The 20,570-nt window shown below is 65.3% G+C and carries 21 protein-coding genes and 1 riboswitch; of the genes, 12 read left to right on the forward strand and 9 right to left on the reverse strand.

Features of this window, described 5'->3' with window-relative positions:
- Positions 1–39: 39 nt before the first annotated feature.
- Positions 40–1,314 (reverse strand): D-amino acid dehydrogenase, encoded by a 1,275-nt coding sequence (locus tag P0D71_RS19465; protein ID WP_408481625.1) that lies wholly within the window; start codon positions 1,312–1,314, stop codon positions 40–42.
- A 17-nt stretch (positions 1,315–1,331) separates the two neighbouring features.
- Positions 1,332–2,591, reverse strand: coding sequence for an MFS transporter (locus P0D71_RS19470; RefSeq protein WP_408185636.1), 1,260 nt, complete (start codon positions 2,589–2,591; stop codon positions 1,332–1,334).
- 229 nt (positions 2,592–2,820) lie between these two features.
- Here P0D71_RS19470 and P0D71_RS19475 point away from each other — a divergent pair, with 229 nt between their 5' ends.
- A complete protein-coding gene (locus P0D71_RS19475) occupies positions 2,821–3,768 on the forward strand; it encodes a tyrosine-protein phosphatase (RefSeq protein WP_408481627.1) in 948 nt (315 codons plus the stop codon).
- 157 nt (positions 3,769–3,925) lie between these two features.
- On the opposite strand, the gene P0D71_RS19480 is transcribed toward P0D71_RS19475, so the two are convergent.
- A complete protein-coding gene (locus P0D71_RS19480) occupies positions 3,926–5,197 on the reverse strand; it encodes an ATP-binding protein (protein WP_408481628.1) in 1,272 nt (423 codons plus the stop codon).
- On the reverse strand, positions 5,194–5,934 hold the full coding sequence (locus P0D71_RS19485) for a response regulator (protein ID WP_408301885.1): 741 nt from the start codon (positions 5,932–5,934) through the stop codon (positions 5,194–5,196). Before P0D71_RS19485 ends, P0D71_RS19480 begins: the two co-directional genes overlap by 4 nt.
- 638 nt (positions 5,935–6,572) lie before the next feature.
- Between P0D71_RS19485 and P0D71_RS19490 the strand changes: the two genes are divergently transcribed.
- From P0D71_RS19490 to P0D71_RS19500, 3 genes are all read left to right on the forward strand, one after another.
- Positions 6,573–6,740: a DUF6726 family protein gene (locus tag P0D71_RS19490; protein WP_216668815.1), complete on the forward strand. Its 168-nt coding sequence runs from the start codon at positions 6,573–6,575 to the stop codon at positions 6,738–6,740.
- Between the two features lie 3 nt (positions 6,741–6,743).
- Positions 6,744–7,460 carry a hypothetical protein gene (locus P0D71_RS19495; RefSeq protein WP_408481629.1) on the forward strand — a complete coding sequence of 239 codons (717 nt, stop codon included), beginning with the start codon at positions 6,744–6,746 and terminating at the stop codon, positions 7,458–7,460.
- 77 nt (positions 7,461–7,537) lie between these two features.
- Positions 7,538–8,209, forward strand: a complete 672-nt coding sequence (locus P0D71_RS19500; RefSeq protein ID WP_091800977.1) for a flagellar basal body L-ring protein FlgH — start codon at positions 7,538–7,540, stop codon at positions 8,207–8,209.
- 76 nt (positions 8,210–8,285) lie between these two features.
- Here P0D71_RS19500 and P0D71_RS19505 read toward each other — a convergent pair whose 3' ends face one another.
- The 5 genes from P0D71_RS19505 to P0D71_RS19525 all read right to left on the reverse strand — a co-directional run bounded on the left by P0D71_RS19505 (position 8,286) and on the right by P0D71_RS19525 (position 13,052).
- Positions 8,286–9,023 carry a response regulator gene (locus P0D71_RS19505; protein ID WP_408481630.1) on the reverse strand — a complete coding sequence of 246 codons (738 nt, stop codon included), beginning with the start codon at positions 9,021–9,023 and terminating at the stop codon, positions 8,286–8,288.
- A gap of 92 nt (positions 9,024–9,115) precedes the next feature.
- On the reverse strand, positions 9,116–9,694 hold the full coding sequence (locus P0D71_RS19510) for a hypothetical protein (RefSeq protein ID WP_286162016.1): 579 nt from the start codon (positions 9,692–9,694) through the stop codon (positions 9,116–9,118).
- 131 nt (positions 9,695–9,825) lie between these two features.
- Positions 9,826–10,293: a hypothetical protein gene (locus tag P0D71_RS19515; protein ID WP_408185643.1), complete on the reverse strand. Its 468-nt coding sequence runs from the start codon at positions 10,291–10,293 to the stop codon at positions 9,826–9,828.
- A 201-nt stretch (positions 10,294–10,494) separates the two neighbouring features.
- Entirely contained in the window at positions 10,495–11,304 is an 810-nt protein-coding gene (locus tag P0D71_RS19520; protein WP_408301891.1) for an SDR family NAD(P)-dependent oxidoreductase, read from the reverse strand.
- A complete protein-coding gene (locus P0D71_RS19525) occupies positions 11,301–13,052 on the reverse strand; it encodes an ABC transporter ATP-binding protein/permease (RefSeq protein WP_408301893.1) in 1,752 nt (583 codons plus the stop codon). The genes P0D71_RS19520 and P0D71_RS19525 overlap by 4 nt, the downstream gene beginning before the upstream one ends.
- A gap of 398 nt (positions 13,053–13,450) precedes the next feature.
- Positions 13,451–13,575, forward strand: a riboswitch (TPP riboswitch).
- A gap of 217 nt (positions 13,576–13,792) precedes the next feature.
- On the opposite strand from P0D71_RS19525, the gene P0D71_RS19530 reads away from it, so the two are divergent.
- The 8 genes from P0D71_RS19530 to P0D71_RS19565 all read left to right on the forward strand — a co-directional run bounded on the left by P0D71_RS19530 (position 13,793) and on the right by P0D71_RS19565 (position 20,529).
- Positions 13,793–14,923 (forward strand): FAD-dependent oxidoreductase, encoded by a 1,131-nt coding sequence (locus tag P0D71_RS19530; RefSeq protein WP_408301895.1) that lies wholly within the window; start codon positions 13,793–13,795, stop codon positions 14,921–14,923.
- Between the two features lie 81 nt (positions 14,924–15,004).
- Positions 15,005–15,202 carry a sulfur carrier protein ThiS gene (thiS, locus tag P0D71_RS19535; RefSeq protein ID WP_408301978.1) on the forward strand — a complete coding sequence of 66 codons (198 nt, stop codon included), beginning with the start codon at positions 15,005–15,007 and terminating at the stop codon, positions 15,200–15,202.
- A 46-nt stretch (positions 15,203–15,248) separates the two neighbouring features.
- Positions 15,249–16,064, forward strand: coding sequence for a thiazole synthase (locus P0D71_RS19540; RefSeq protein ID WP_408301897.1), 816 nt, complete (start codon positions 15,249–15,251; stop codon positions 16,062–16,064).
- Positions 16,061–17,164 (forward strand): thiamine phosphate synthase, encoded by a 1,104-nt coding sequence (gene thiE / locus P0D71_RS19545; protein WP_408301899.1) that lies wholly within the window; start codon positions 16,061–16,063, stop codon positions 17,162–17,164. Before P0D71_RS19540 ends, thiE begins: the two co-directional genes overlap by 4 nt.
- Positions 17,165–17,258: 94 nt before the next feature.
- Positions 17,259–18,080, forward strand: coding sequence for an ABC transporter ATP-binding protein (locus tag P0D71_RS19550; protein ID WP_091798466.1), 822 nt, complete (start codon positions 17,259–17,261; stop codon positions 18,078–18,080).
- Positions 18,077–18,844, forward strand: coding sequence for a lipid asymmetry maintenance ABC transporter permease subunit MlaE (gene mlaE / locus P0D71_RS19555; RefSeq protein ID WP_408185647.1), 768 nt, complete (start codon positions 18,077–18,079; stop codon positions 18,842–18,844). Before P0D71_RS19550 ends, mlaE begins: the two co-directional genes overlap by 4 nt.
- A gap of 90 nt (positions 18,845–18,934) precedes the next feature.
- Positions 18,935–19,474 carry an outer membrane lipid asymmetry maintenance protein MlaD gene (gene mlaD, locus P0D71_RS19560; RefSeq protein WP_408185648.1) on the forward strand — a complete coding sequence of 180 codons (540 nt, stop codon included), beginning with the start codon at positions 18,935–18,937 and terminating at the stop codon, positions 19,472–19,474.
- An 11-nt stretch (positions 19,475–19,485) separates the two neighbouring features.
- Positions 19,486–20,529, forward strand: coding sequence for an MlaA family lipoprotein (locus P0D71_RS19565; protein ID WP_408301902.1), 1,044 nt, complete (start codon positions 19,486–19,488; stop codon positions 20,527–20,529).
- Positions 20,530–20,570 lie beyond the last annotated feature (41 nt).

Below are 20,570 nucleotides of genomic sequence, written 5' to 3' on the forward strand. Positions count from 1 at the left end.
GAGGGTGACCCGGCTTTTCTATTTCGGCGCGCAACGACGCTACGTGCCTGACTTGCGATAGCGCGCCAACGTCAGTCCGTCCAGATCGATCTCCGGCTTGCGGTGCGTGATCAGATCCGCGACCACGCGCCCCGAACCCATCGACATCGCCCAGCCCGTCGAGCCGTGCCCGAGGTTCAACCACAGTTTCTCGATGCCGGACGGGCCGAGTAGCGGCGCGCCATCGGGCGTCATTGGACGGCGGCCCACCCAGAAATGTGCGGACGTGGGATTGGCCGCGTGCGGGAACCAGTCGCTGAGCACTTTCATCAGCGTTTGCAGGGCCTGTTCGCGCAAGGTGGTTTCACGATTGCCGAGTTCGGCGGTGCCGGCCACCCGCAGGTTGTCGCCGAAGCGAGTATTCGCCGTCTTCAGCGATTCGTCCATCAGCGCGGCGTGCGGGGCTTTCTCGTCATCGGTGACGGGCAGCGTCGCCGAATAGCCTTTCACGGGATAAAGCGGCACCTTCACGCCGAGCCGCGCGAGCAGCGTGGCACTGTCGACGCCCAGCGCCACCACTACCGCATCCGCATGCAGCATCTCGGCGCCGCGCTCGCTCTCGATACGCACCGCGCGCACCGCACCGCCTTGCACATCGAGCGACGTGACGCGCGTGTCAAAACGAAAGCGCACGTCGTTGCGCTCGCAGATTGCGCGCAGTTCACGGGTGAAGCGGGCGCAATCGCCGGCTTCGTCGTCGGGCAGATAGAGGCCCGCGAGCGGCGCCTGACGCGCCCAGCGCAAGCCCGGCTCGATCTCGACACACTGCGCCGCGCTGACTTCCCGGTGCGCAATGCCGGCGTCACGCAGCACGGCGAGCGCCGGCTGCGCGAGTTCGACGTCGTACTCGCTGCGGAACAACTGCAGATAGCCCTGGCTGCGGCCATAGTCGAACGGATGGCGGCTGCGGAATTCGTGTAGAGACTCGCGGCTGTAGTAGGCAATACGCTGCATGCGCTGCTTGTTGACGCGAAACCGTTCGAGATCGCATTCACGCAGCCAGCGCGCAATCCAGCGCCACTGGGCCGGGTCGAAGGTCGGGCGGAAGATCAGCGGCGAGGCCGGCTTGAACAGGTATTTGAGAATCTTCGCCGGCATGCCGGGCGCGGCCCAAGGCGTCACATAGCCCGGCGCGATCACGCCCGCATTGCCGAAACTGGTGGAGAGCGCGACGTCCGGCTCGCGCTCGATCACGGTGACTTCGCAGCCCTGCTGGCGCAGGTAAAAAGCGGTGGCGACGCCGATCACGCCGCCGCCGAGAACAATCGTTTTCATGTGTGTGTAGGGCGGATTCAGGCGGCAGGGCGGGTAGCCCCGAGCACCTTGCCCTTGGTCTCAGGCAGACACACCGCGGCGACGATCACGAGCAGATAACCGGAGCCCGCCACGATGCCCATTGCCTTCACCAGTGTCATGGTTTGGGACAGTGTACCGACCAGAATCGGAAAGAATGAGCCGAGTCCGCGCCCGAGGTTGTAGCAGAAGCCTTGTCCCGAGCCGCGTATCGCATTCGGATAGAGCTCCGACAGATACGCACCCACGCCCGCGAAAATCCCTTGCACCACGATGCCGAGCGGAAAGCCGAGCGCGAGCATCATGCCGTCGGTAATGGGCAGCATGGTGTAGACCATGCCGAGCACGAACGAGCCGATGGCGAACAGCACGAACGACGCGCGCCGGCCGATCTTGTCGCACAGAATGGCGCCGACGATATACCCCGTGAACGAGCCGACGATCAGCACGATCAGATAGCCACTCGTGTTGAACACCGACAGATGGCGCACGGTCTTCAGATAGGTCGGCAGCCAGGTGGTAATTGCGTAATAGCCGCCGAGCATGCCGGTGCACAGCGCGCTGCCGAGCAGGGTGGTTCTGAGGTGAGCGGCCGAGAAGATTTGCAGGAAGTGCGAGGTGTCGAAACCACTTTCGCGGGCCCGGCGCGTTTCGAGAAAGATATCCGGATCGCTCACGTTGCGGCGAATGTAGATGATCCACGCAGCGGGAAGCAGGCCGATCCAGAAGCATGCGCGCCAGGCGTACTGTTCCGGCAGCAGCGCGAAGAAGGCCCAGTAAATGATCGCCGCAGCCGCCCAGCCGAACGACCAGCTGCTTTGCACGGTGCCCACGGCTTTCGCGCGATGCTGAGGCGAGCGAATGGTTTCGGCCATCATGATCGTCACGACCGACCATTCACCGCCGAAGCCGATGCCCTGTAACGTGCGCGTGGTGAGCAGTTGCCAGAACGAATGGGTGAAGCCGGACAGAAAGGTGAACAGCGCGAAGGTGGCGATGGTCCACTGCAGCACGCGGATGCGGCCATAGCGGTCGGCGAGAATGCCGGCGAGCCAGCCGCCCACCGCCGACGAGATCAGCGAACTGGTGGCGATCATGCCGGCTTCGCTCTTGGTCATGCCCCATGTCGCGATCAGCGTCGGAATGAGGAAGGAGTAAATCATGAAGTCGAAGGCATCGACTGCGTAGCCGCCGAATCCGGCGTACAGGGTGCGGCGCTCGCGCTGGGTCAGTTCGGTGAACCATTGGAGAGAAGGCATTTTTGTTGTGGTCTCCAGGACTTGTCGGCCGGCCGTGGGCACGAAGGTGGGGTGTTTGTATTCTACGGGGCGGAGGATAGTGGGGCCAGTCATGCTCAAAAATGGCCCGCGTTCCTTACCAACTACTACCGTGTAACCCAAAATATATCGAGCGTGGTTACACTGCGTGCGCAGCGCCGATGCTGCGATTCGCCTTCTCCGCCTCTCACCTCCGCGCCAGCCACGCCTAATGCCCGCCACCGCAAAAACCTGCTCGCCGTCCCGTCTCTCCGCGAGCACGTTTGTGCGGCCGCCGCAGATATCGGCCCACGAGACCATGGCATCGCGCCGGTGCTTTCTGAAGCGCTCAGCCGGCGTCCTGCTGATCTCCGGCGTGGGCGGCTCGCTGCTGTCCGCGTGCGGCGGCGGCAACCTCAGCGATGATTCGCCGGCAACGCCGCGCCTTGCGTCGGTCAGCAACTTCCGCGACGTCGCCGGAGCGGTACCGTATCCGACCGTCGACGGCAGGCAGATGCGCCGCGGCGTGTTCTATCGCGCGAACGTATTGACGCTCGACGCCGCCGACCAGGCCACGATCGACCGGCTCAGCATTGCATCGGTCTACGATCTGCGCACGCCGGCGGAAATCGCGCGAACCGCCGATATTCTGCCGGGCGGTGCGACAGCCCAGACGCTCAACGTGCTGGGCACCGCCGACTTCGTCGCGCCGGCCTTCGACACGGCGGCGGCCGCGGTCGCGTTCATGGAAGCGCAGGCGCGCGGCTACGTCACCGGCGCCGCCCAGCGCGCCGCTTACGGTGGGCTCCTAACAAGTCTGGCCGACGGTCCCGGCGCGCAACTGCTTCACTCCAGCGCGGGCAAGGATCGCGCGGGTTGGGTCGCCGCGCTCCTGCTCAGCATCGCGAACGTGCCGCTCGACGTGATCATGCGGGACTATCTGTTGAGCAACGTCTATCTGGCGCCGTGGATCAAGGCGCAAACCGACGCGCTGCGCGCGCAGGCCGGCGACGCTGTCGCTTCCGTCCAGGCGCCGTTGTTGAGTGTTCAGGAAAATTATCTGCAGGCCGGGTTCGATCAGGTGCAGGCGAGCTACGGGACGATGTCGAGCTATCTGACACGAGGCCTCGGCCTCTCGCAGAGGACGATCGATACCTTGCAGCGCCGCCTCGTGATCTGAACCACAAGAGCCTTGCGTTCACCGAAGGCAAAAAAAACCGCCCCAAACGACAGGGCGGATAGAGAAGGGCGGCATCGAGGTTGCCGGGGGCGACTATAAAGCCGCCGCGCCTGTGAAAGAGCCTCCAGTAAGGGCGCGTAAGCGCGTCCGGCCGTGCTCACGCCAGCGCCTGCACCACGGGCAATTCGATCCGCACTTCCAGACCGCCCTGCGCGTGATTGCGCACATGACAGCGTCCGCCGCGATCGTGCGCGAGCCGCGCGACGATCGCGAGGCCGAGGCCGCAATGGCCTTCGCCGCCACGCGCGGCGTCGAGTCGCACGAACGGCTTCATGGCGGCCGCGATGCGGTCGTCGGGAATGCCGGGGCCGTGGTCGCGCACGCTGATCACCCAATGGCCATCGTGGCGCGCGGTGCCGATATCGACGGGCGGAGTGCCATGTTCGAGCGCGTTATCGACCAGATTCGTGACCAGCCGGTCGAGCAATGTGCGCGGCAGCGTAAACGACGAACCGGCGCGCAGATCGAGCGTGAACAGCGGCGTTTCGGTGCTGTCGCTGGCGGAGAACTGTTCCTGCAGAAAGTCGTCGACTTCGACCGGCGGCCCGGCTTCGGCGGACTGGCCCGCGAATTCGAGAAACTGCTGGACGATGTTGGTCAGCGAGTCGACATCGCGGATCAAACCGGCGCGTTCGTTTTCCGCCACCAATACGCTCGCGCGCAGCTTCAGGCGCGTGAGCGGCGCTTTCAGATCGTGCGCGACGCCGGCCAGCATCACGGCCTGGTCGTCGCCGGCTTCGTTCAAGCGCCGCATCATGTCGTTGAACGAACCGATCAGGTCGCGCAATTCGCGTGGGCCTTGCACTGTTACGGGTTCCGGGCGGCCGCCCGAGCCGAACGCACGCGCGGCGTCGGCGACGCGCGACAGCGGCCGCTGCATCTGCCACGCGACGAACACGGAAAGGATCAACGCGGCGAGCAGCATCGAAATCGATTCGATCAGAAAGCGCGGGCGCGGCGGTACGTCGACCGGCACGACGACCCAGTTCGATTTGCCGGGAAACAGCACCCACAACTGCGGCGGGCGCAGGTCGTCGACGGCGATACGGGTGCCGGGCGGCAGATTCTCGCGCAGATGCCGGCTCAGTTCGACCAGCGGATGATGCGTCGGCTCTTGCAGATGCACGCTAGCCGGCATGTTCCAGGTGGGCACGAGGTGCACGCGCATGGCGGGCGCTAGCGCGGCGCCTTTCATCGGCTCGCCGTTGACGGCCTGCAACACGAGCAGAATGCCGCGCGCGAAGCCGTCGATTTCATGACGCGGCGGCTGCATCACCACCAGCACGAACCAGCCGGCCTGAATCGCGAACAAGACCGCTGCCGAGAGTAACGCCATCCTGCCGAACAGCGTGTTCAGCGGGTTTTTCATGCGCTTGCGGCAGCCTCGTCGGCGAACGGCGTGCCGTCGGCGTCGGGCACGAACACATAGCCTTTGCCGCGCACCGTTTGCACGTAGCAGGGATTGGACGGATCGTCTTCGATCACGCGGCGCAGGCGCCAGATCGGCACGTCGAGGCTGCGGTCGCGGAAAGCGAGGTTGTCGCGATGCACGAGATCGTGAATCAGCACGCGCGAGAGCACCTTGTACGGATTGTTGACGAAGATCTTCAGGAGCGCGAACTCACTGTCGCGCAGCGGCAGCTTCGAATTGTCCCGGCACAGCGAACGGGTTGCGAAATCGAGTTCGAACGGGCCGAAGCGATACGGCTTGCGGGCTTCCGGCGCGCTCGTGGTGGACGGCCCACGCCGGCGCAACACGGTGTGGATGCGCGCGAGCAATTCGCGTGGATCGAACGGCTTGGTCAGGTAGTCGTCCGCGCCGAGCGAGAGCCCGACAATGCGGTCGGCCACCGTGCCGCGCGCCGTCACGAAGATCACCGGAATGTCGTCGCCGGCGGCGCGCAGCGCGGTGAGCGCGCGCAGGCCGTCGGTGTTCGGCATCATGATGTCGAGCACGACGACCGACGGCCGTTCACGCTCGAGCCGGCGCTGGAGATGGGTGCCGTCGTGCAGCACGGACGCGTCGAAGCCGTTCGATTGCAGAAACTTGCAAAGCAGATCGCGTACGACCGGATCGTCGTCGACGATGAGGACCTGTGGATTCATGGCGAAATTTTAGACTGGCGCGTGCAACGCGCGTCCGACTCTTTTCTTACCAATGCTTACGTCACGCCGCGCCGCTGCGGGCGATGCGCTTGTCAGGCCCGCCACACAAGGCTCGCGGCATATTTCAGCGCGGCCATGTTCGGCAATGCGCGCAGCCATGCTGCCACTCCCTTCGCATAGCCAACATTCCTCCGAAGAAAGACTCTGTGCCTATTTGAAAGCGACCGCAACGGCGCGCAACGGCTCGTAAGAACCGCCGGAAAGCGCGCTTTCCTTCATGCATCGGCGCTGGCCGCCCGGCGGGATGATTCGTCGTGCAGTACGTTGCGCCGCATGCTGAAAACAGCCTAACGCCTTGGGCCCACGGCAGGCGGCGTGAAATCGAAACCTAGCGCCACGCGAGGCTCATCATGACCGTTCCCAGCAATCTCTCATCCACCCGCTTTTCGTCCCTGGCGGCGACGCCGCCAGCAGGCAGGCCCGCAGCCGCCAACAACTCGGGCTCCGCTGCGCAGCCGCGGGAGTCCGCCGGCCAGGCGCAGCCGTCGCTGCCCGCCGGGCTCGTCGGCCACCATGTCAATACGACAGCCTGACCTCCTGAGGCCCGTGTGTCGACCCCGAGAATCCTTCATCGCTTCATGCGTGTCGCCGCGTGGTTGACGCTCGGCGCGGCGCTGCTGCCCCTGGGTGGCTGCGCCGTCGCCGCGCTGCCGTGCCGGCTGACTTCGGCCACGCTGAAAATCATCCCGGTGGTTGGCCATGCCGCGGCCTCGCCGTTCGACATGTGTTCATCCGCCATCGACTGAATCATGACACTCAAACGGATTGCCTGCGCGCTAGCGTTACTGGGCGGCGTGTTCTCGTTGACTGCGCAAGCGCAGCCGCTCGTGCGGGAGGCGAGTGCGGCGAGTGCCGCAACGAAAGAGCCTCCCGCCGACGCGCGGCGGCGCTCGCCAGACGCGCCATTCGCGTTTCGAGGCGTGGCGCTCGGCATCACGCTCGACGAATTCCGCGCCGGCTCGACCGTGCGGGCCACGCCGCTCGGCAGCGTGCCGGTCTGCGAGACGGACGTGCAGGCAGGCGCGCTCGGCATGCGGCTCAAGTCGCACGACAGCCTGACGGTGGCGTGCCGCTGGGCGCATCGCGCGGACAACGGCTGGGAGGTGTCGCAAGCGGTGGTCGACGGCGCGCCCGCGCTGGAGCATGTGCTGCGTTTCGCGCGTGTGGACGGACAAAGCGCGCTGCGTCTGTACGAGATTTCTTTCGTGATCGACGAGATCACCGCCGACGACTTGCGCGAAGCGCTCGCGGACCGATACGGGCCGCCGCGTCTCGCGACGCGGACCGTGTCGGCGTCGTCGGGCGCGATGCCCACGTATGTCTGGGAAAACGCCGTGAGTTCGATCACGTTGTGCTTTCTGCCGGGCACACGCAACGGCACGCTCACCTATTTGCTGAAGGGCTCGGATGCGTGGGTGAAGTCTGTGGTGCGGCAGTGGCAGGCGAGCGGCGCGGAGGCTGGTTGATGAGCGGCATTGAGTGGGGCCGCAAGGCCCGTTTCGAACCCGGCCGACCCGGCCAAGGAGTAGGTATGACTGCGGGCATGACTGCGCTACGTCTCACTGTCGCGCTAGGCGCGGCGATCTGCGTTGCGGCTTGCGGGAGCACGCAGCAAAGCTCGATCGTCGATACGCCGATGGCGCCGCCGCTTGCCTCGGCGCCACTGAACGTCAACACGCAAGGCGCGATCTATCAGGCCGGCAGTCCGCTGCTCCTGTACGAGACGCCGCGTGCCCAACATATCGGCGATGTATTGACGATCCGTCTCTCGGAATCGTATAGCGGCAATAACAGCGCGACCGCGGCGGCGAGTCGCTCGAGCAGCATTACCGCCGACGCCGCCGACCATTCCACCAACGCTGCCGCGCGCCTTGCGCGACTGTTCAACATCGGCTCGGCGAGCACCGAATACAAAGGGCAGGGCAGTCTCACCGATGCGAGCGGCATGAGCGGCACGCTCGCTGTCACCGTGATCGGCACGATGTCGACCGGCAACCTCGTGGTGTCGGGCGAGAAGGTCATTGCGATGAGCGGCAACCGCGACAGGTTGCGCCTGTCGGGCATCGTCAATCCTAAGGATATCGAAGCGGGCAACTACGTGGCGTCGAGCAAGGTTGCGAACGCGCGTATCGAACAGGCCGGTGTGGGGATGGTGTCCGACGCCACGACCATGGGCTGGCTGCAAAGAATGTTCATGAGCGTGCTGACGTTCTGAGCACGTTCTGAGCCGTCGACGCATTGCGAACCTGCCAGCCAGGAGGTGCGATAGCCATCGCACCTCGCGTCACATGCTAGGCCGGCGGCGCACCGCGTTCGGCCGCACCGATTTCACCGTCCGGCACGAACACGTAGCCGCGTCCCCACACGGTTTGCACATAGCGTGGCTCGGACGGATCGACTTCGATCAGCCGGCGCAGACGCCAGATCGACACATCAAGGCTGCGATTGCGATGTATCTCGCTGTTGCCGTGCAGTTTCTCCAGCAACTGCGCGCGCGTGAGCACGGTCATCGCGTGGGTGACGAATATCTTGAGCATGGCGAATTCGCTCGAACGCAGCGCAATGCGCTCGCCTTCGTGACGCAATTCGCGCGCCGGGAAATTCACTTCGAAACGGCCGAAGCGATACGGCGCGCGCTGCTCCGGCGCGCTCGGAGCAATCACGCTGCGACGGCGCAGCACGGTGCGAATCCGCGCAACCAGTTCGCTTGGTTCGAAGGGCTTGCCGAGATAGTCGTCCGCGCCGAGTTCTAGGCCGATCACGCGATCGATCGGATCGGCACGCGCGGTCAGCAGAATCACGGGAATGTCGTCGCCGGCCACGCGCAACGCGCGCAACGCGCTGATGCCGTCGAGTTGCGGCATCATGATGTCGAGGACGATCAGGTCGGGCCGCTCGTCCTGCAATTTGCGCTGCAGGCCGAGGCCATGTTCGAGCGTGTCGACCTTGAAGCCGCGCCCTTGCAGATATCCGCTGACGAGTTCACGTATCACGGGATCGTCGTCGACGACCAGAATGGATGGGTTCATTCAGGTCATCTTAGAGAACCGCGCGTGCGCAGCAAAGCGCGTCACGCTTTCGAATCCTTTCCCCTGTAAGAGAAAGCAAGCGATCTGTGCGCCTAGTTCGCCTGGGAAGTCTGAATGGTCTGTGGCGGCTGGCGAGAGAAGTCGGTTCGATCGACGACCATTCGCTCGATCAGGCCATTGAGCTTGGTCGATGCCGAAGAGAAGCGGTCGGTGTTCAGGCCCCCGGTCTGATAGCGGGCGGTGACGAGAATACGGCCGTTCTGAATCAGCGTCAGGTCGATGATCGACAGATACTGGATCGTTTCGTCGCTGAACGAACGGCGGCCGTAATCGATCGCGGCGTTGTAGACGAGCCGCGCCTCGCAACCGGCGGGCGACGTGCCCGGATTGTAGACTTCCGAACGAATGCCTCGCCGGTCGAGCGCGAGTTGCAGCGCCGGCACGAAATCGCCGACCGACACGTTCTGATTCACTTCGATGCAGACGTTGCGCAAGTCAGCCGGCCGGCCGTTGACGAAGGTCGGCGATGAATAGTTCGCCGCGATCGCGTAGCCCGCCTGAATCACCGAACCGGTGGCGTCGGCGGCCTGAATCAGCGTCCACGCGCAGCCGTTCAGGCCGACCGCCAGCGTGGCGGAGACGGCGAGCCACGCGCAGGGACGCTTCAACATGCGCCACGCAGCCCGCGGGGCTCGCGTGAATGCGTGGGCGGGCATGCTCGGCATGAAGGTCATGAGGCGGCGCCAGGTGACGGTCGGTGAATTCCGTAAATCACAGTGGACAACGGCGATCAGGCTCACGTTCAGCGCGTGACGCGCAGGCGCAATTCGTTTTGCCCTTGCACGCTTGCCGTGACGCTGACGCGCCGCGCGGGGGTGGTCACGATGAAATGCTGGCGCGTTGGCGTATTGATGTCGTGCACGACGTTCGGGAAGCAGGCAGCGATGTCGGCGCCGAATTCTTCCAGCGGATCGGAGACGACGCCGTCCGCTTGCCAGTGCGCGCGCCAGTGGCAGTCGTAGGCATGCGAGTTGGCGCGGCAGTCGTCGGCGCTTTCTGTGCCCGGCAGTTGTGCGGCGGCTTGGGTCTGCAACTGCCGGAAATCAGCGGCGTCGACGATGTGCTTGAGCGCGGGGCAAACGTCGGCGGGCTCGTTAGCCGGGTTAGCCTGGTTCGCTTGTGCCGCATAAGCGGCGCTCGTGACGAGCAGCGCGCCAAGAGCAAGCGCGAGACGCGGGGTCAAAGGATGGGAGCGGCGATCGAATGACATGTCGGGAATCCAGTAGCGGTGAATGACGTGGGGCAGGACGTGGTACGGCCCGCACGACTATCGTCGCCGCCGGAGGGCATTTTCAAAGCGCGGAACAGCTTGCCCGCTTCGCAAATGCTTTCGAACTCTTCTCGCGTGTTTCGGAATGTTGCGCCGCGTTGCGTTGCGTTGCTTTGCGCGGCGTGGCGTGCGGTGCGTCGCTCAGCCGAGAGTCAGGCCGCCGTCGACGTGGATTACCTGGCCGGTGATGTGGCGCGCTTCGTCGGAGAGCAGGAATGCGATCAGCGCGGCGATATCCGTGGGCTCGGCGACATGGCCGAGCGGCGTCGCTTCGGCGGCGCGAGTCCACACCGATGCATTATCGGCACTCGGTCCGCGATCTTTACGGGTAAAGCCGGGTGCCACGCAATTGACTGTCACGCCGTGCGGCGCGAGTTCCGCAGCCGCGGTTTTCGCCAGCGATTCGAGCGCCGCTTTCGCGGCGGCCGTTGCGGCAAACGGCGCGTCCGCGCGGTAGCGATGCGCGACGAACGAGCTGAGCGCGACCACGCGGCCGCGCTTCGACGTCTCCAGTGCGGGTGTCGCACGTTTGACGAGTGCCGCGAACGCGGCCGGCATGGCCGCGAAGGCTGCGCTCAACGCGTCGGCATCGAGCGCATTCAGCGTTTGGCGCTGCGCGTGTCCGGCGTTGGCGACCAGTTGATCGAGCGCGCCGAAGTTCGCCAGCGTTTGATGGATCACGTGTTCCGCGGCGCCGCGTTCGGCTAGATCGCCGAACACCGTCGCGCAGCGTGCGCCGTTCGCGCTGCAATCGGCGGCGACTTGCGCGAGTCGTTGGCGCGCTTCGTGATCGGCGCCGCGTGCGTGCAGCATCAGGGCCGAGCGCGGCGCGGCGATGCGTCGGGCCAGTGCGGCGCCAATGCCGGAGCCGGCGCCGGTGATCAGCGCGACACGCTCGAATCCGGCGCTGCCCGCGTCGTTCAGGTCGGCGATGGCGCTTATGTCGCTCATGCGGCGATCGCTTCGTCCGAGCGCTCGACGTCGAGCGTCTCGTCGTGGAACGCAGCGAGCGACTCGCGATGCGCGACACTGACAATCGCCGCCTTCGGCAGCCGTTCCGTGAACAGGCGATACAGGCGCGCCTCGTTGTCCGCGTCGAGCGCGCTGGTCGCTTCGTCGAGGAACAGATAGTCCGGCTTGTGCAGCAACACGCGCGCGGCGGCGAGGCGCTGTTGCTCGCCCGGCGAGAGAATGCGGGTCCAGTGCCCCGATTCCTGCAGACGGTCCGCGTATTCCGACAGATGGCAGACGACGAGCGCTTCGCGGCATTCGTCGTCGGTGTAGGTGTCCACGGAGGATGGGTAGGCGAGCGCCGCCTTGAGGGTGCCGATCGGCATGTAGCTGACCTGCGGGATGAACATGATGCGCGCGTTGACCGGTGCGTCGATCGAGCCGTCGCCGAACGGCCACAGGCCGGCGAGGGCGCGCATCAGCGTGCTCTTGCCCGAACCCGACGGGCCGCGCACCAGCCAGCGCGAGCCCGGCCGGATCGCCACATCGCGAATGCGCGACAGCGGGTTGCCGTTAGGCAGGGCGAGTTTGAGGCCCTCGGTGGAGAGCTGGTCTTCGTCGACGAAATGCAGATTGATGCCGCCGTGCGCGGTTGCCGGCGAGACCGATTCCTTCAGCCGCGGTGCGTGCACGACGCGCTTGAATTCACGCAACCGGTTCACGGTGGCGCGCCATTCGACCAAGGTGCCGTAACTGTTGATGAACCACGAGAACGAGTCGCTGACGGTGCCGAATGCGCTGGAAATCTGCATCAGCACACCGAACGTGAAGGCGCCGGCGAAGTAGCGGGGCGCGGCGACCACCAGCGGAAAGATGATCGCGATCTGGCCGTAGAAGCTCAGCACGAACGTGAGGCGCTTGGTGTACTTCATCACCTGCCACCAGTTGTCGCGGATGCGGCCGAACAGCGAGTGTGCGTTCTTCTTCTCGGTTTCCATACCGTTGTAGAAGGCGATCTGCTCGGCGTTTTCACGCAGACGGATCAGGCCGAAACGGAAATCCGCCTCGACTTTCTGCGCCTGGTAGTTGATCGGCACGAGCGGATGGCCGACCTTCTGGATGATCAGCGAACCGACCACGGCGTAGAGTGCCGCCGCCCACACCATATAGCCGGGGATCTCGATCGGCATGCCGCCGAGCGAAATGGTCAGCGCGCCGGCAAGCGACCACAGGATCGTGATGAACGACACCAGCGTGACGACCGTGGAGAGCAGGTCGAGCGTGAGTGAAAGGGTGCTGGTGGCGAACGATTGCAGGTCGTCGCTGATCCGCTGGTCGGGGTTGTCGGCGAGGCGGTCGCGCTCGATCCGGTAGAACGCGCTGTCATTCAACCACTCGTTCAGGTAGCGCGTGGTCAGCCACTGGCGCCAGCGAAAGCCGAGCATCTGGCGCAGGTAACGGCCGTACACCGCGAGGATGATGAAGCCGAACGCGAGCCCCGAGAACACCATCAGCAGGTGCGGGAAGTCATGCACGTTCTTGGTTTGCAGCGCGTTGTAGAAGTCGGCGCTCCAGCGATTCAGGCGCACGTTGATCCACACCACGAGCAGATTCATCACGATGATCGCGATGAGCAGGCCCCATGCCGTTTTTCGTTCTTCGGAAACCCAGTAGGGTTTGATCAGGCTCCAGGCGGAGACTTTTTCGTCGGGCGGCAGCGCGGGGCTGGCAGTGGTATTCGGTGTCATGAGCATCCTGAAGTAGTGCTGGCCCATTAGGGGCTGACCCATGTGGGGCTGACCCATCGGGGCAGGTCCGTCTGCGGGCTGCCCTGCGGCGGGTTTGCGGTACAGGCCCGGGCGTCGTGCTCGACGAACGCACGCGCGGGTGAGCGTCCGATTCTGGCGCGAAGCCCTTAAGCGAAAATTAAGTTGCGCCGCGAGGCCTCGCCCCGATACCGCGCGAACGCGGCGTGGCCGTCTGGTGCGCCGGCCGCGCCGCGTTCGTGCGGCATCTGTGCTGGCATTGTGCCAGAGCACCGCCCCAGGCCGTATTGATTAAGCGAAAGATGGTGCCGGATCAAACCGCGTGCGGCGCGGCGGGGCGCTGGTTTGCGGGGGGCGCGTCTTTTATGGTCTAATGGACTTCGACGAAACAGGGGTGCTTCGCGCCACAGGCGGCATGGTTTTCATGCTGCGGCGGCGAGGCTGAGAGAGACCCTTTGCACCCGATCCGGGTAATACCGGCGCGGGAAGTTTCCGGAAGCAGCCAGTCTTCCATTCCCCGCCGGGCGGCGTTAGTCATTGGAACGCGCATTGCCCGGCCGGCCTCACCCGCCGGTTTCGTCCTGGGTACGTGCGTTTTGTTGGCCGTACGGAAAGGACTCGATGACCGCCTATTCTTCAGATATGTGTTTTGCTCTTCGGCACGCCGCTGGTGCGCCGTGCCGCTTTGCCTTTGCTTGCCATCCTGAATGGGAGTGCGCACGATGACGCGTTCTGCGCAACCCGATTTCGCCGTTCTCGGCGGTGGCCTGTGCGGGCGGCTGGTCGCGTGGCGTCTCGCCGGTGAGGGGCATCGCGTGGCGCTGTATGAGCGAGGCGATGCCGCCGGTTCGCAAGCCGCCGCGTGGGTCGCCGCGGCCATGCTTGCGCCGCTCGCGGAAGCCGCGAGTGCCGAGCTGCTCATCACGCGCCTTGGCGCGAGTTCGCTCGATACATGGCCGCAAGTGCTTGCCGAGTTGCCCGAGCCGGTGTTCTTTCAGCGCAATGGCACGCTGGTCGTCTGGCATCACGCCGACCGCACCGAAGCACCGCTGTTCGAGCGCCGCGTGCGCTCCAATGCGCCGGCTGAATTGCTGGACGGCGGTTTCGTCACGCTGTCGGGCGCGCAACTCGGCGCCGCCGAGCCCGCGTTGGCGGGCCGTTTCAATCAGGGCTGGCTGTTGCCACATGAAGGCCAGCTGGATAACCGTCAGGTGCTGAGCGCGCTGGCCGCGGGCCTCGCGCAACGTGGCGTCGAAACGCACTGGAATACGGCGGTCGACGATCACGCGCTGCCGCCCGCCCGCGTCACGATCGACTGCCGCGGCCTCGGCGCGAAGCCCGTGCTGCCCACGCTGCGGGGCATTCGCGGCGAAGTCGCGCGCGTGCATGCGCCCGGTATCAAGCTGACGCGGCCGGTGCGGCTGCTGCATCCGCGCTATCCGCTCTATATCGCGCCGAAGCAGGACGATCTCTACGTGATCGGCGCCACCGAAGTGGAAGGCGAGGACATGTCGCCGGTCAGCGTGCGCTCGGCGCTCGAACTGCTGAGCGCGGCGTTTTCCGTGCATCCCGGCTTCGGCGAGGCACGCATCCTCGAACTGAATTCGCAGTGCCGCCCAACTTTGCCGGACCACCGTCCGGCCTTGCTGTGGGATGGCGCGCAGACGCTGCGCGTGAACGGCCTGTACCGGCACGGCTACATGATCGTGCCCGAAGTCGCCGACGAAGCCGTGCGCTTCGCCGCGGCGCTGCTCGACGGCCGCATCGGCGACGCCGATGCTTTCGCCGACTGGCAGCGCGATGCGCGCTGGAGCGAGCTCTTTCAACTGGACGCCGCGCGGGAGCCGGCATGAGCGTTGCGCAAGTGGTCCACACCCAAACGAGCGCCGCATACCATGCCGCTTTCGCCATCGATTGAACCGTATTCGAACACCATGGACATTCATATCAATCAGAAGCCGTTGTCGCTACCCGAAGGCGCGACTGTCGCCGACGCGCTCGCCGCGTACGGCGCACGTCCGCCGTTCGCGGTCGCGCTGAACGGCGATTTCGTGGCGCGCACCCAGCATGCGGCGCGCGCGCTGCAGGCGGGCGACAAGCTCGATGTCGTGCAACCCGTGGCCGGCGGCTGAGCGCCTCGCCGGGATGCCCGATTGCAGGAAACCAAGGATTATGCAAATGACCTCCTCCCAAACTGCCGACGCGCTCACGCTCTACGGCCAGACCTTCGCGAGCCGTGTGCTGCTCGGCACCTCGCGCTATCCGTCGCTGCAATCGCTGTCCGATTCCATCGACGCGGCGCTCCCCGGCATGGTGACCGTCGCGCTGCGCCGGCAAATGAACGAAGGCGGCGCGGAAGCGGGCTTCTTCGACCTCCTCAAGCGCCACGGCGTACCGCTGCTGCCGAACACGGCCGGTTGCCTGACCGTCGGCGAGGCGGTGACGACCGCGCATATGGCGCGCGAAATCTTCGAAACCGAGTGGATCAAGCTCGAACTGATCGGCGACGACTACACGTTGCAGCCCGACCCGGTCGGCCTGATCGAAGCGGCCGCGCAACTGGTCAAGGACGGCTTCAAGGTGCTGCCGTACTGCACGGAAGATCTCGTGATCGGCCGCCGTCTGCTGGACGCCGGTTGTGAAGCGCTGATGCCGTGGGGCGCGCCGATCGGCACCGGCAAGGGCGTGATCAATCCGTACGGCCTGCGCGTGTTGCGCGAGCGGCTGCCGGACGTGCCGCTGATCGTCGACGCCGGACTCGGCGTGCCGTCGCATGCGGCGCAGGTCATGGAATGGGGCTTCGACGGCGTGCTGCTGAACACCGCCGTCTCACAGGCCACGCACCCCGACGCAATGGCGCGCGCCTTCGCGCTCGGCGTCGAAGCGGGCCGCCAGGCTTTTCTGGCGGGGCCGATGGCCGCGCGCGAAAGCGCGCACGCGAGCACGCCGGTGGTCGGCATGCCGTTCTGGCATCAAGACGGGAGCGCCGCATGACGCAGAGTTTGACATTGAAGGATCGCGACCTCTTCTGGCCGCCCGCCGACGAACTCACCGAAGCCGCCGAGCGCATCCGCGCCCGGCTGGGCGACTGGCCGCCGACGCATGCGCAGTGGCGCATCTGTCTGACCGCGCCGGAGGAACTGAACGGCGGCGACCTGATTTTGATTGCCGACGCGCAGCAGCACGGCGAACAGATGGCGCGCTGGCTGGTGCACGGCGCCGGCGTGATCGAAGCCGCCGAGGAAAAGGCCACGCTGCATCTGGGCGGTGAAAAATACCGCCTGGAAGGCCATCTGGCGGAAGACTGGATTCCCGCGCTGGCGGCTTTCCTCGACTGCGGTTTCGATCCGCATGACGCGCTGGTCCTGGCGCTGGCCTGGCGCGACGGCGACGAAACTCGTGCCGACGACGCTTTTCCCGCCGATATCAACCACTTCCCGCGTCTTGCCGGCTTGCCCGAGGCGCCGCCGCAGGCTTTTGCACGCTGTCCCGAGCGGCTCGGCCTGTATCCGGTGCTGCCGACCGCTGAATGGGTCGAACGGGTGGTGGGCTTTGGCGTGAAGACAGTGCAACTGCGCCGCAAATCCGCCGAACCCGCCGACGAACTGAAGCGCGAAATTGCTCGCTGCGTGGCCGTTGGCCGCCAGTACGACGCTCAGGTCTTCATCAACGACCACTGGCAGGCCGCGCTCGAAGCCGGCGCGTACGGCGTCCACCTCGGTCAGGAAGACGTGCATACGGCTGACCTCGCCGCGCTCGCGGCGGGAGGCGTGCGTCTCGGCCTGTCGACCCACGGTTTCTACGAAATTCTGAAAGCGCTGCATTTCCGGCCGAGCTACATTGCACTGGGCGCGGTGTTTCCGACCACCACCAAGGTCATGCCGACCGAGCCGCAGGGCCTGCGGCGTTTGGCCCGCTACGTGCGACTGCTCGACGGCGTCGTGCCGCTGGTGGCGATCGGCGGCATCGACCTGCAGGTGCTGCCCGACGTGCTGGCGACAGGCGTCGGCTGCGCGGCCGTGGTGCGCGCGGTAACGGAAGCGGCCGATCCGGCGGCGGCCGTTTCTGCACTGCAACAAGCGTTTACGCAATAATCGTGAGAATTGGTTAAGGGTCGGGGCAGCGTCACGGCAACTTTTGCACGGTGGCCCTATAATTCGCCTTCCGTGTAAAAGGACTGTCAGTTTCGTGTCTTCTTCCCCCGAGACCTTACTCGAGTTGCGCGACGTCGACTTCGGTTACGGCGACCGGCTCGTCCTGTCGAACCTGAATCTGCGCTTCAAGCGCGGCCAGGTGGTCGCGGTCATGGGCGGTTCGGGCTGCGGCAAGACCACGGTGCTGCGCCTGATCGGCGGCCTCGTGCGCGCGCAGCGCGGCGAGATCCTGTTCCACGGCCAGGACGTCGGCCGGCAAACGCGCGACGGCCTCTACGCGCTGCGGCGCAAGATGGGCATGCTGTTCCAGTTCGGCGCCCTGTTCACCGACATGTCCGTGTTCGACAACGTCGCCTTCGCGCTGCGTGAGCACACCGACCTTCCCGAAGAACTGATCCGCGATCTGGTGCTGATGAAGCTCAACGCGGTCGGCTTGCGCGGCGCGCGCGACCTGCTGCCGTCGGAGATCTCGGGCGGCATGGCGCGGCGTGTGGCACTGGCGCGCGCCATCGCGCTCGATCCCGAACTGATGATGTACGACGAGCCGTTCGCCGGTCTCGATCCGATCTCGCTCGGCATCACCGCGAACCTGATCCGTGCGCTGAATCAGGCGCTCGGTGCCACGTCGATCCTCGTCACGCACGACGTGCCGGAATCGTTCGCGATCGCCGATTACGTCTACTTTCTCGCCAATGGCGGGGTTCACGCCGAAGGCACGCCCGCTGAACTGCGGGAGTCGACCGATCCCACCGTGCGCCAGTTCATCGACGGCGCGCCGGACGGTCCCTTCAAGTTTCACTATCCCAGCAAGACGCCGCTCGCGGCGGACTTCGGTATCGGCGGAGGTCAGCCATGATCAGTATGATCGGCCGCTCGGTGCTCGACGGGCTGGGCACGGCCGGCTATGCCACGCGTTTCTTCTTCCGGCTGCTGCTCGAATTCTTCCCGTTGTTGCGCCGTCCACGTCTTGTCACGAAGCAGATCCACTTCGTGGGTAATTATTCGCTGGTGATCATTGCCGTGTCGGGCCTGTTCGTCGGCTTCGTGCTCGGTCTTCAGGGCTATTACACGTTGAACCGGTACGGCTCCGAGGAGGCGCTCGGGTTGCTGGTCGCGCTGTCGCTCGTGCGTGAACTCGGCCCGGTGGTCACGGCGCTGCTGTTCGCGGGGCGCGCCGGCACGTCGCTCACAGCTGAAATCGGCTTGATGAAAGCAGGCGAGCAGCTGACCGCGATGGAAATGATGGCCGTGGACCCGGTCAAGGTCGTGATCGCGCCGCGCCTGTGGGCGGGCATCATTTCAATGCCGATCCTCGCCGCGATCTTCAGCGCGGTCGGCGTGCTCGGTGGCTATGTGGTGGGCGTTCTGCTGATCGGCGTCGATGCCGGCGCGTTCTGGTCGCAGATGCAAGGTGGCGTCGATGTCTGGCGCGACGTCGGCGCCGGCGTTGTCAAAAGCGTGGTGTTCGGCCTCGCGGTGACGTTCGTTGCGCTGTTTCAAGGCTATGAAGCCAAGCCGACGCCGGAAGGCGTGTCGCGCGCCACGACCAAGACCGTCGTGTACGCGTCACTTGCGGTGCTCGGCCTCGATTTTCTGCTGACCGCATTGATGTTCAGCTAAGGCTGCGCCGCACTTTTTTAGCTGGCGGCGCGTGATTCGACGCGCGCGGCGGAAGTGCCAACGGCGTGGCGGATTCACTTTGGGATAACGATGAAAAAGACTGCTCTCGACTTCTGGGTCGGCCTGTTCGTGGTGTTGGGTTTCGTGGCGTTGCTGTTTCTGGCGTTGAAGGCCGGCAACATGAGCTCGTTGTCGTTCCAGGCAACCTATCCGGTGAAGCTCAAGTTCGACAACATCGGCGGATTGAAGGCGCGCGCGCCCGTGAAGAGCGCGGGCGTGACGGTTGGCCGCGTCGGTTCGATCGGCTTCGACAGCAACGCGTACCAGGCCGTCGTCACGATCGATCTGGACAAGCAGTACCAGTTTCCGAAAGACACGTCGGCGAAGATCCTGACCTCGGGTCTGCTCGGTGAACAATACATCGGGCTCGAACCCGGCGGCGACAGCGAGATGCTCAAGGCGGGCGACACCATCTCCATGACGCAATCGGCGATCGTGCTGGAAAACCTCATCGGACAATTCCTGTACAGCAAGGCTGCGGATTCGGGTGCGTCCAAGCCTGGCGCCGCCGCGAGCACACCCGCGCCCGTGGCGCCGAGCCTGCCCGCGTCCGGCGCGGGCGCTCAATAAGGAGAACAAGAATGCAGACCACACGCATCAGGGCCGCGCGCGCTTTCCCGGTCGCAAGGCTGGCGGTAGTCGCAACGCTGCTCGCCGGCTGTACGACCGTGCAGACGCCGACCAAGGGCGACCCGCTCGAAGGCTTGAACCGCACCATGTTCACCGTCAACGACAAGATCGACCAGTACGCGCTCAAGCCGGTCGCGAAGGGCTACGTGTGGGCGACCCCGCAGCCGGTGCGCGACAGTGTGACGAACTTCTTCTCGAACATCGGCGACGTCTACATTGCGGCGAACAACCTGCTGCAATTGAAGATCACCGACGGTGTCGAAGACATCATGCGGATCGTGATCAACACGGTCTTCGGTGTGGGCGGTCTGTTCGACGTGGCGACGCTTGCCAAGCTGCCCAAGCACGACAACGACCTCGGCTTGACGCTCGGTCACTACGGCGTGCCAGCGGGCCCGTACCTCGTGCTGCCGCTGTTCGGGCCGAGCACCGTGCGCGACGCGGTCGGATCGATCGGCAATTACTATGTGAACCCGCTCAGCTACATTCATCCGGATGGTCTGAGCTGGGCGCTGTACGGCCTGAACGTGGTCAATACGCGCGCCAATCTGCTGAGCGCGAGCGATGTGCTTGAAGGCGCCGCGCTCGACAAATATTCGTTCGTGCGCAACGCGTATCTGCAGCGCCGTCAGTACCTGCTGTCCGACAACAAGCAGGCGCAAGGACTGCCGAACTACGGCGACGAAGCGCCGCTGCCGAACTACGGCGACGTCGACGGCAGCGCGGCGGGTGCGCCGACTGGCGCCGCGACGGGTACGGCCGGCGCGGCAGGCACGCCGGGTGCTGCTGCCGCGAAGGCGGCGCCGGCTTCCGGGGCGACCGCGGCAACGCCGCCGCAGGCGGCATCGGGCACGGCGGCAGCGCCGGAAGCCGCGTCGGGCAGCGTCGAATCGCCGCCGCTCGACCTCAACGGCGGCCCTGAAACGACGCAGATCCCGGCTGGCCAACTGGTTCCGCCCTCGCGTTTCAACTTTCCGTCATTCAAATTGCGTTGATCGTGCAGCCGTAACAGATCGATACGACTCTCGCAGTTTGC

This window comes from Paraburkholderia sp. RL17-383-BIF-A (assembly GCF_046028015.1).
Lineage (GTDB): Bacteria > Pseudomonadota > Gammaproteobacteria > Burkholderiales > Burkholderiaceae > Paraburkholderia.

Coding starts and splice junctions, on each gene's coding strand:
- mlaE (WP_408185647.1), top strand. CDS start 18,077: ATGATCAGTATGATCGGCCGCTCGGTGCTCGACGGGCTGGGCACGGCC.
- P0D71_RS19475 (WP_408481627.1), top strand. CDS start 2,821: ATGCCCGCCACCGCAAAAACCTGCTCGCCGTCCCGTCTCTCCGCGAGC.
- P0D71_RS19490 (WP_216668815.1), top strand. CDS start 6,573: ATGCGTGTCGCCGCGTGGTTGACGCTCGGCGCGGCGCTGCTGCCCCTG.
- P0D71_RS19470 (WP_408185636.1), bottom strand. CDS start 2,591: ATGCCTTCTCTCCAATGGTTCACCGAACTGACCCAGCGCGAGCGCCGC.
- P0D71_RS19510 (WP_286162016.1), bottom strand. CDS start 9,694: ATGTTGAAGCGTCCCTGCGCGTGGCTCGCCGTCTCCGCCACGCTGGCG.
- P0D71_RS19540 (WP_408301897.1), top strand. CDS start 15,249: ATGACCTCCTCCCAAACTGCCGACGCGCTCACGCTCTACGGCCAGACC.
- P0D71_RS19565 (WP_408301902.1), top strand. CDS start 19,486: ATGCAGACCACACGCATCAGGGCCGCGCGCGCTTTCCCGGTCGCAAGG.
- mlaD (WP_408185648.1), top strand. CDS start 18,935: ATGAAAAAGACTGCTCTCGACTTCTGGGTCGGCCTGTTCGTGGTGTTG.
- P0D71_RS19520 (WP_408301891.1), bottom strand. CDS start 11,304: ATGAGCGACATAAGCGCCATCGCCGACCTGAACGACGCGGGCAGCGCC.
- thiS (WP_408301978.1), top strand. CDS start 15,005: ATGGACATTCATATCAATCAGAAGCCGTTGTCGCTACCCGAAGGCGCG.
- P0D71_RS19495 (WP_408481629.1), top strand. CDS start 6,744: ATGACACTCAAACGGATTGCCTGCGCGCTAGCGTTACTGGGCGGCGTG.
- P0D71_RS19465 (WP_408481625.1), bottom strand. CDS start 1,314: ATGAAAACGATTGTTCTCGGCGGCGGCGTGATCGGCGTCGCCACCGCT.
- P0D71_RS19500 (WP_091800977.1), top strand. CDS start 7,538: ATGACTGCGCTACGTCTCACTGTCGCGCTAGGCGCGGCGATCTGCGTT.
- P0D71_RS19515 (WP_408185643.1), bottom strand. CDS start 10,293: ATGTCATTCGATCGCCGCTCCCATCCTTTGACCCCGCGTCTCGCGCTT.
- P0D71_RS19530 (WP_408301895.1), top strand. CDS start 13,793: ATGACGCGTTCTGCGCAACCCGATTTCGCCGTTCTCGGCGGTGGCCTG.
- P0D71_RS19480 (WP_408481628.1), bottom strand. CDS start 5,197: ATGAAAAACCCGCTGAACACGCTGTTCGGCAGGATGGCGTTACTCTCG.
- thiE (WP_408301899.1), top strand. CDS start 16,061: ATGACGCAGAGTTTGACATTGAAGGATCGCGACCTCTTCTGGCCGCCC.
- P0D71_RS19525 (WP_408301893.1), bottom strand. CDS start 13,052: ATGACACCGAATACCACTGCCAGCCCCGCGCTGCCGCCCGACGAAAAA.
- P0D71_RS19485 (WP_408301885.1), bottom strand. CDS start 5,934: ATGAATCCACAGGTCCTCATCGTCGACGACGATCCGGTCGTACGCGAT.
- P0D71_RS19505 (WP_408481630.1), bottom strand. CDS start 9,023: ATGAACCCATCCATTCTGGTCGTCGACGACGATCCCGTGATACGTGAA.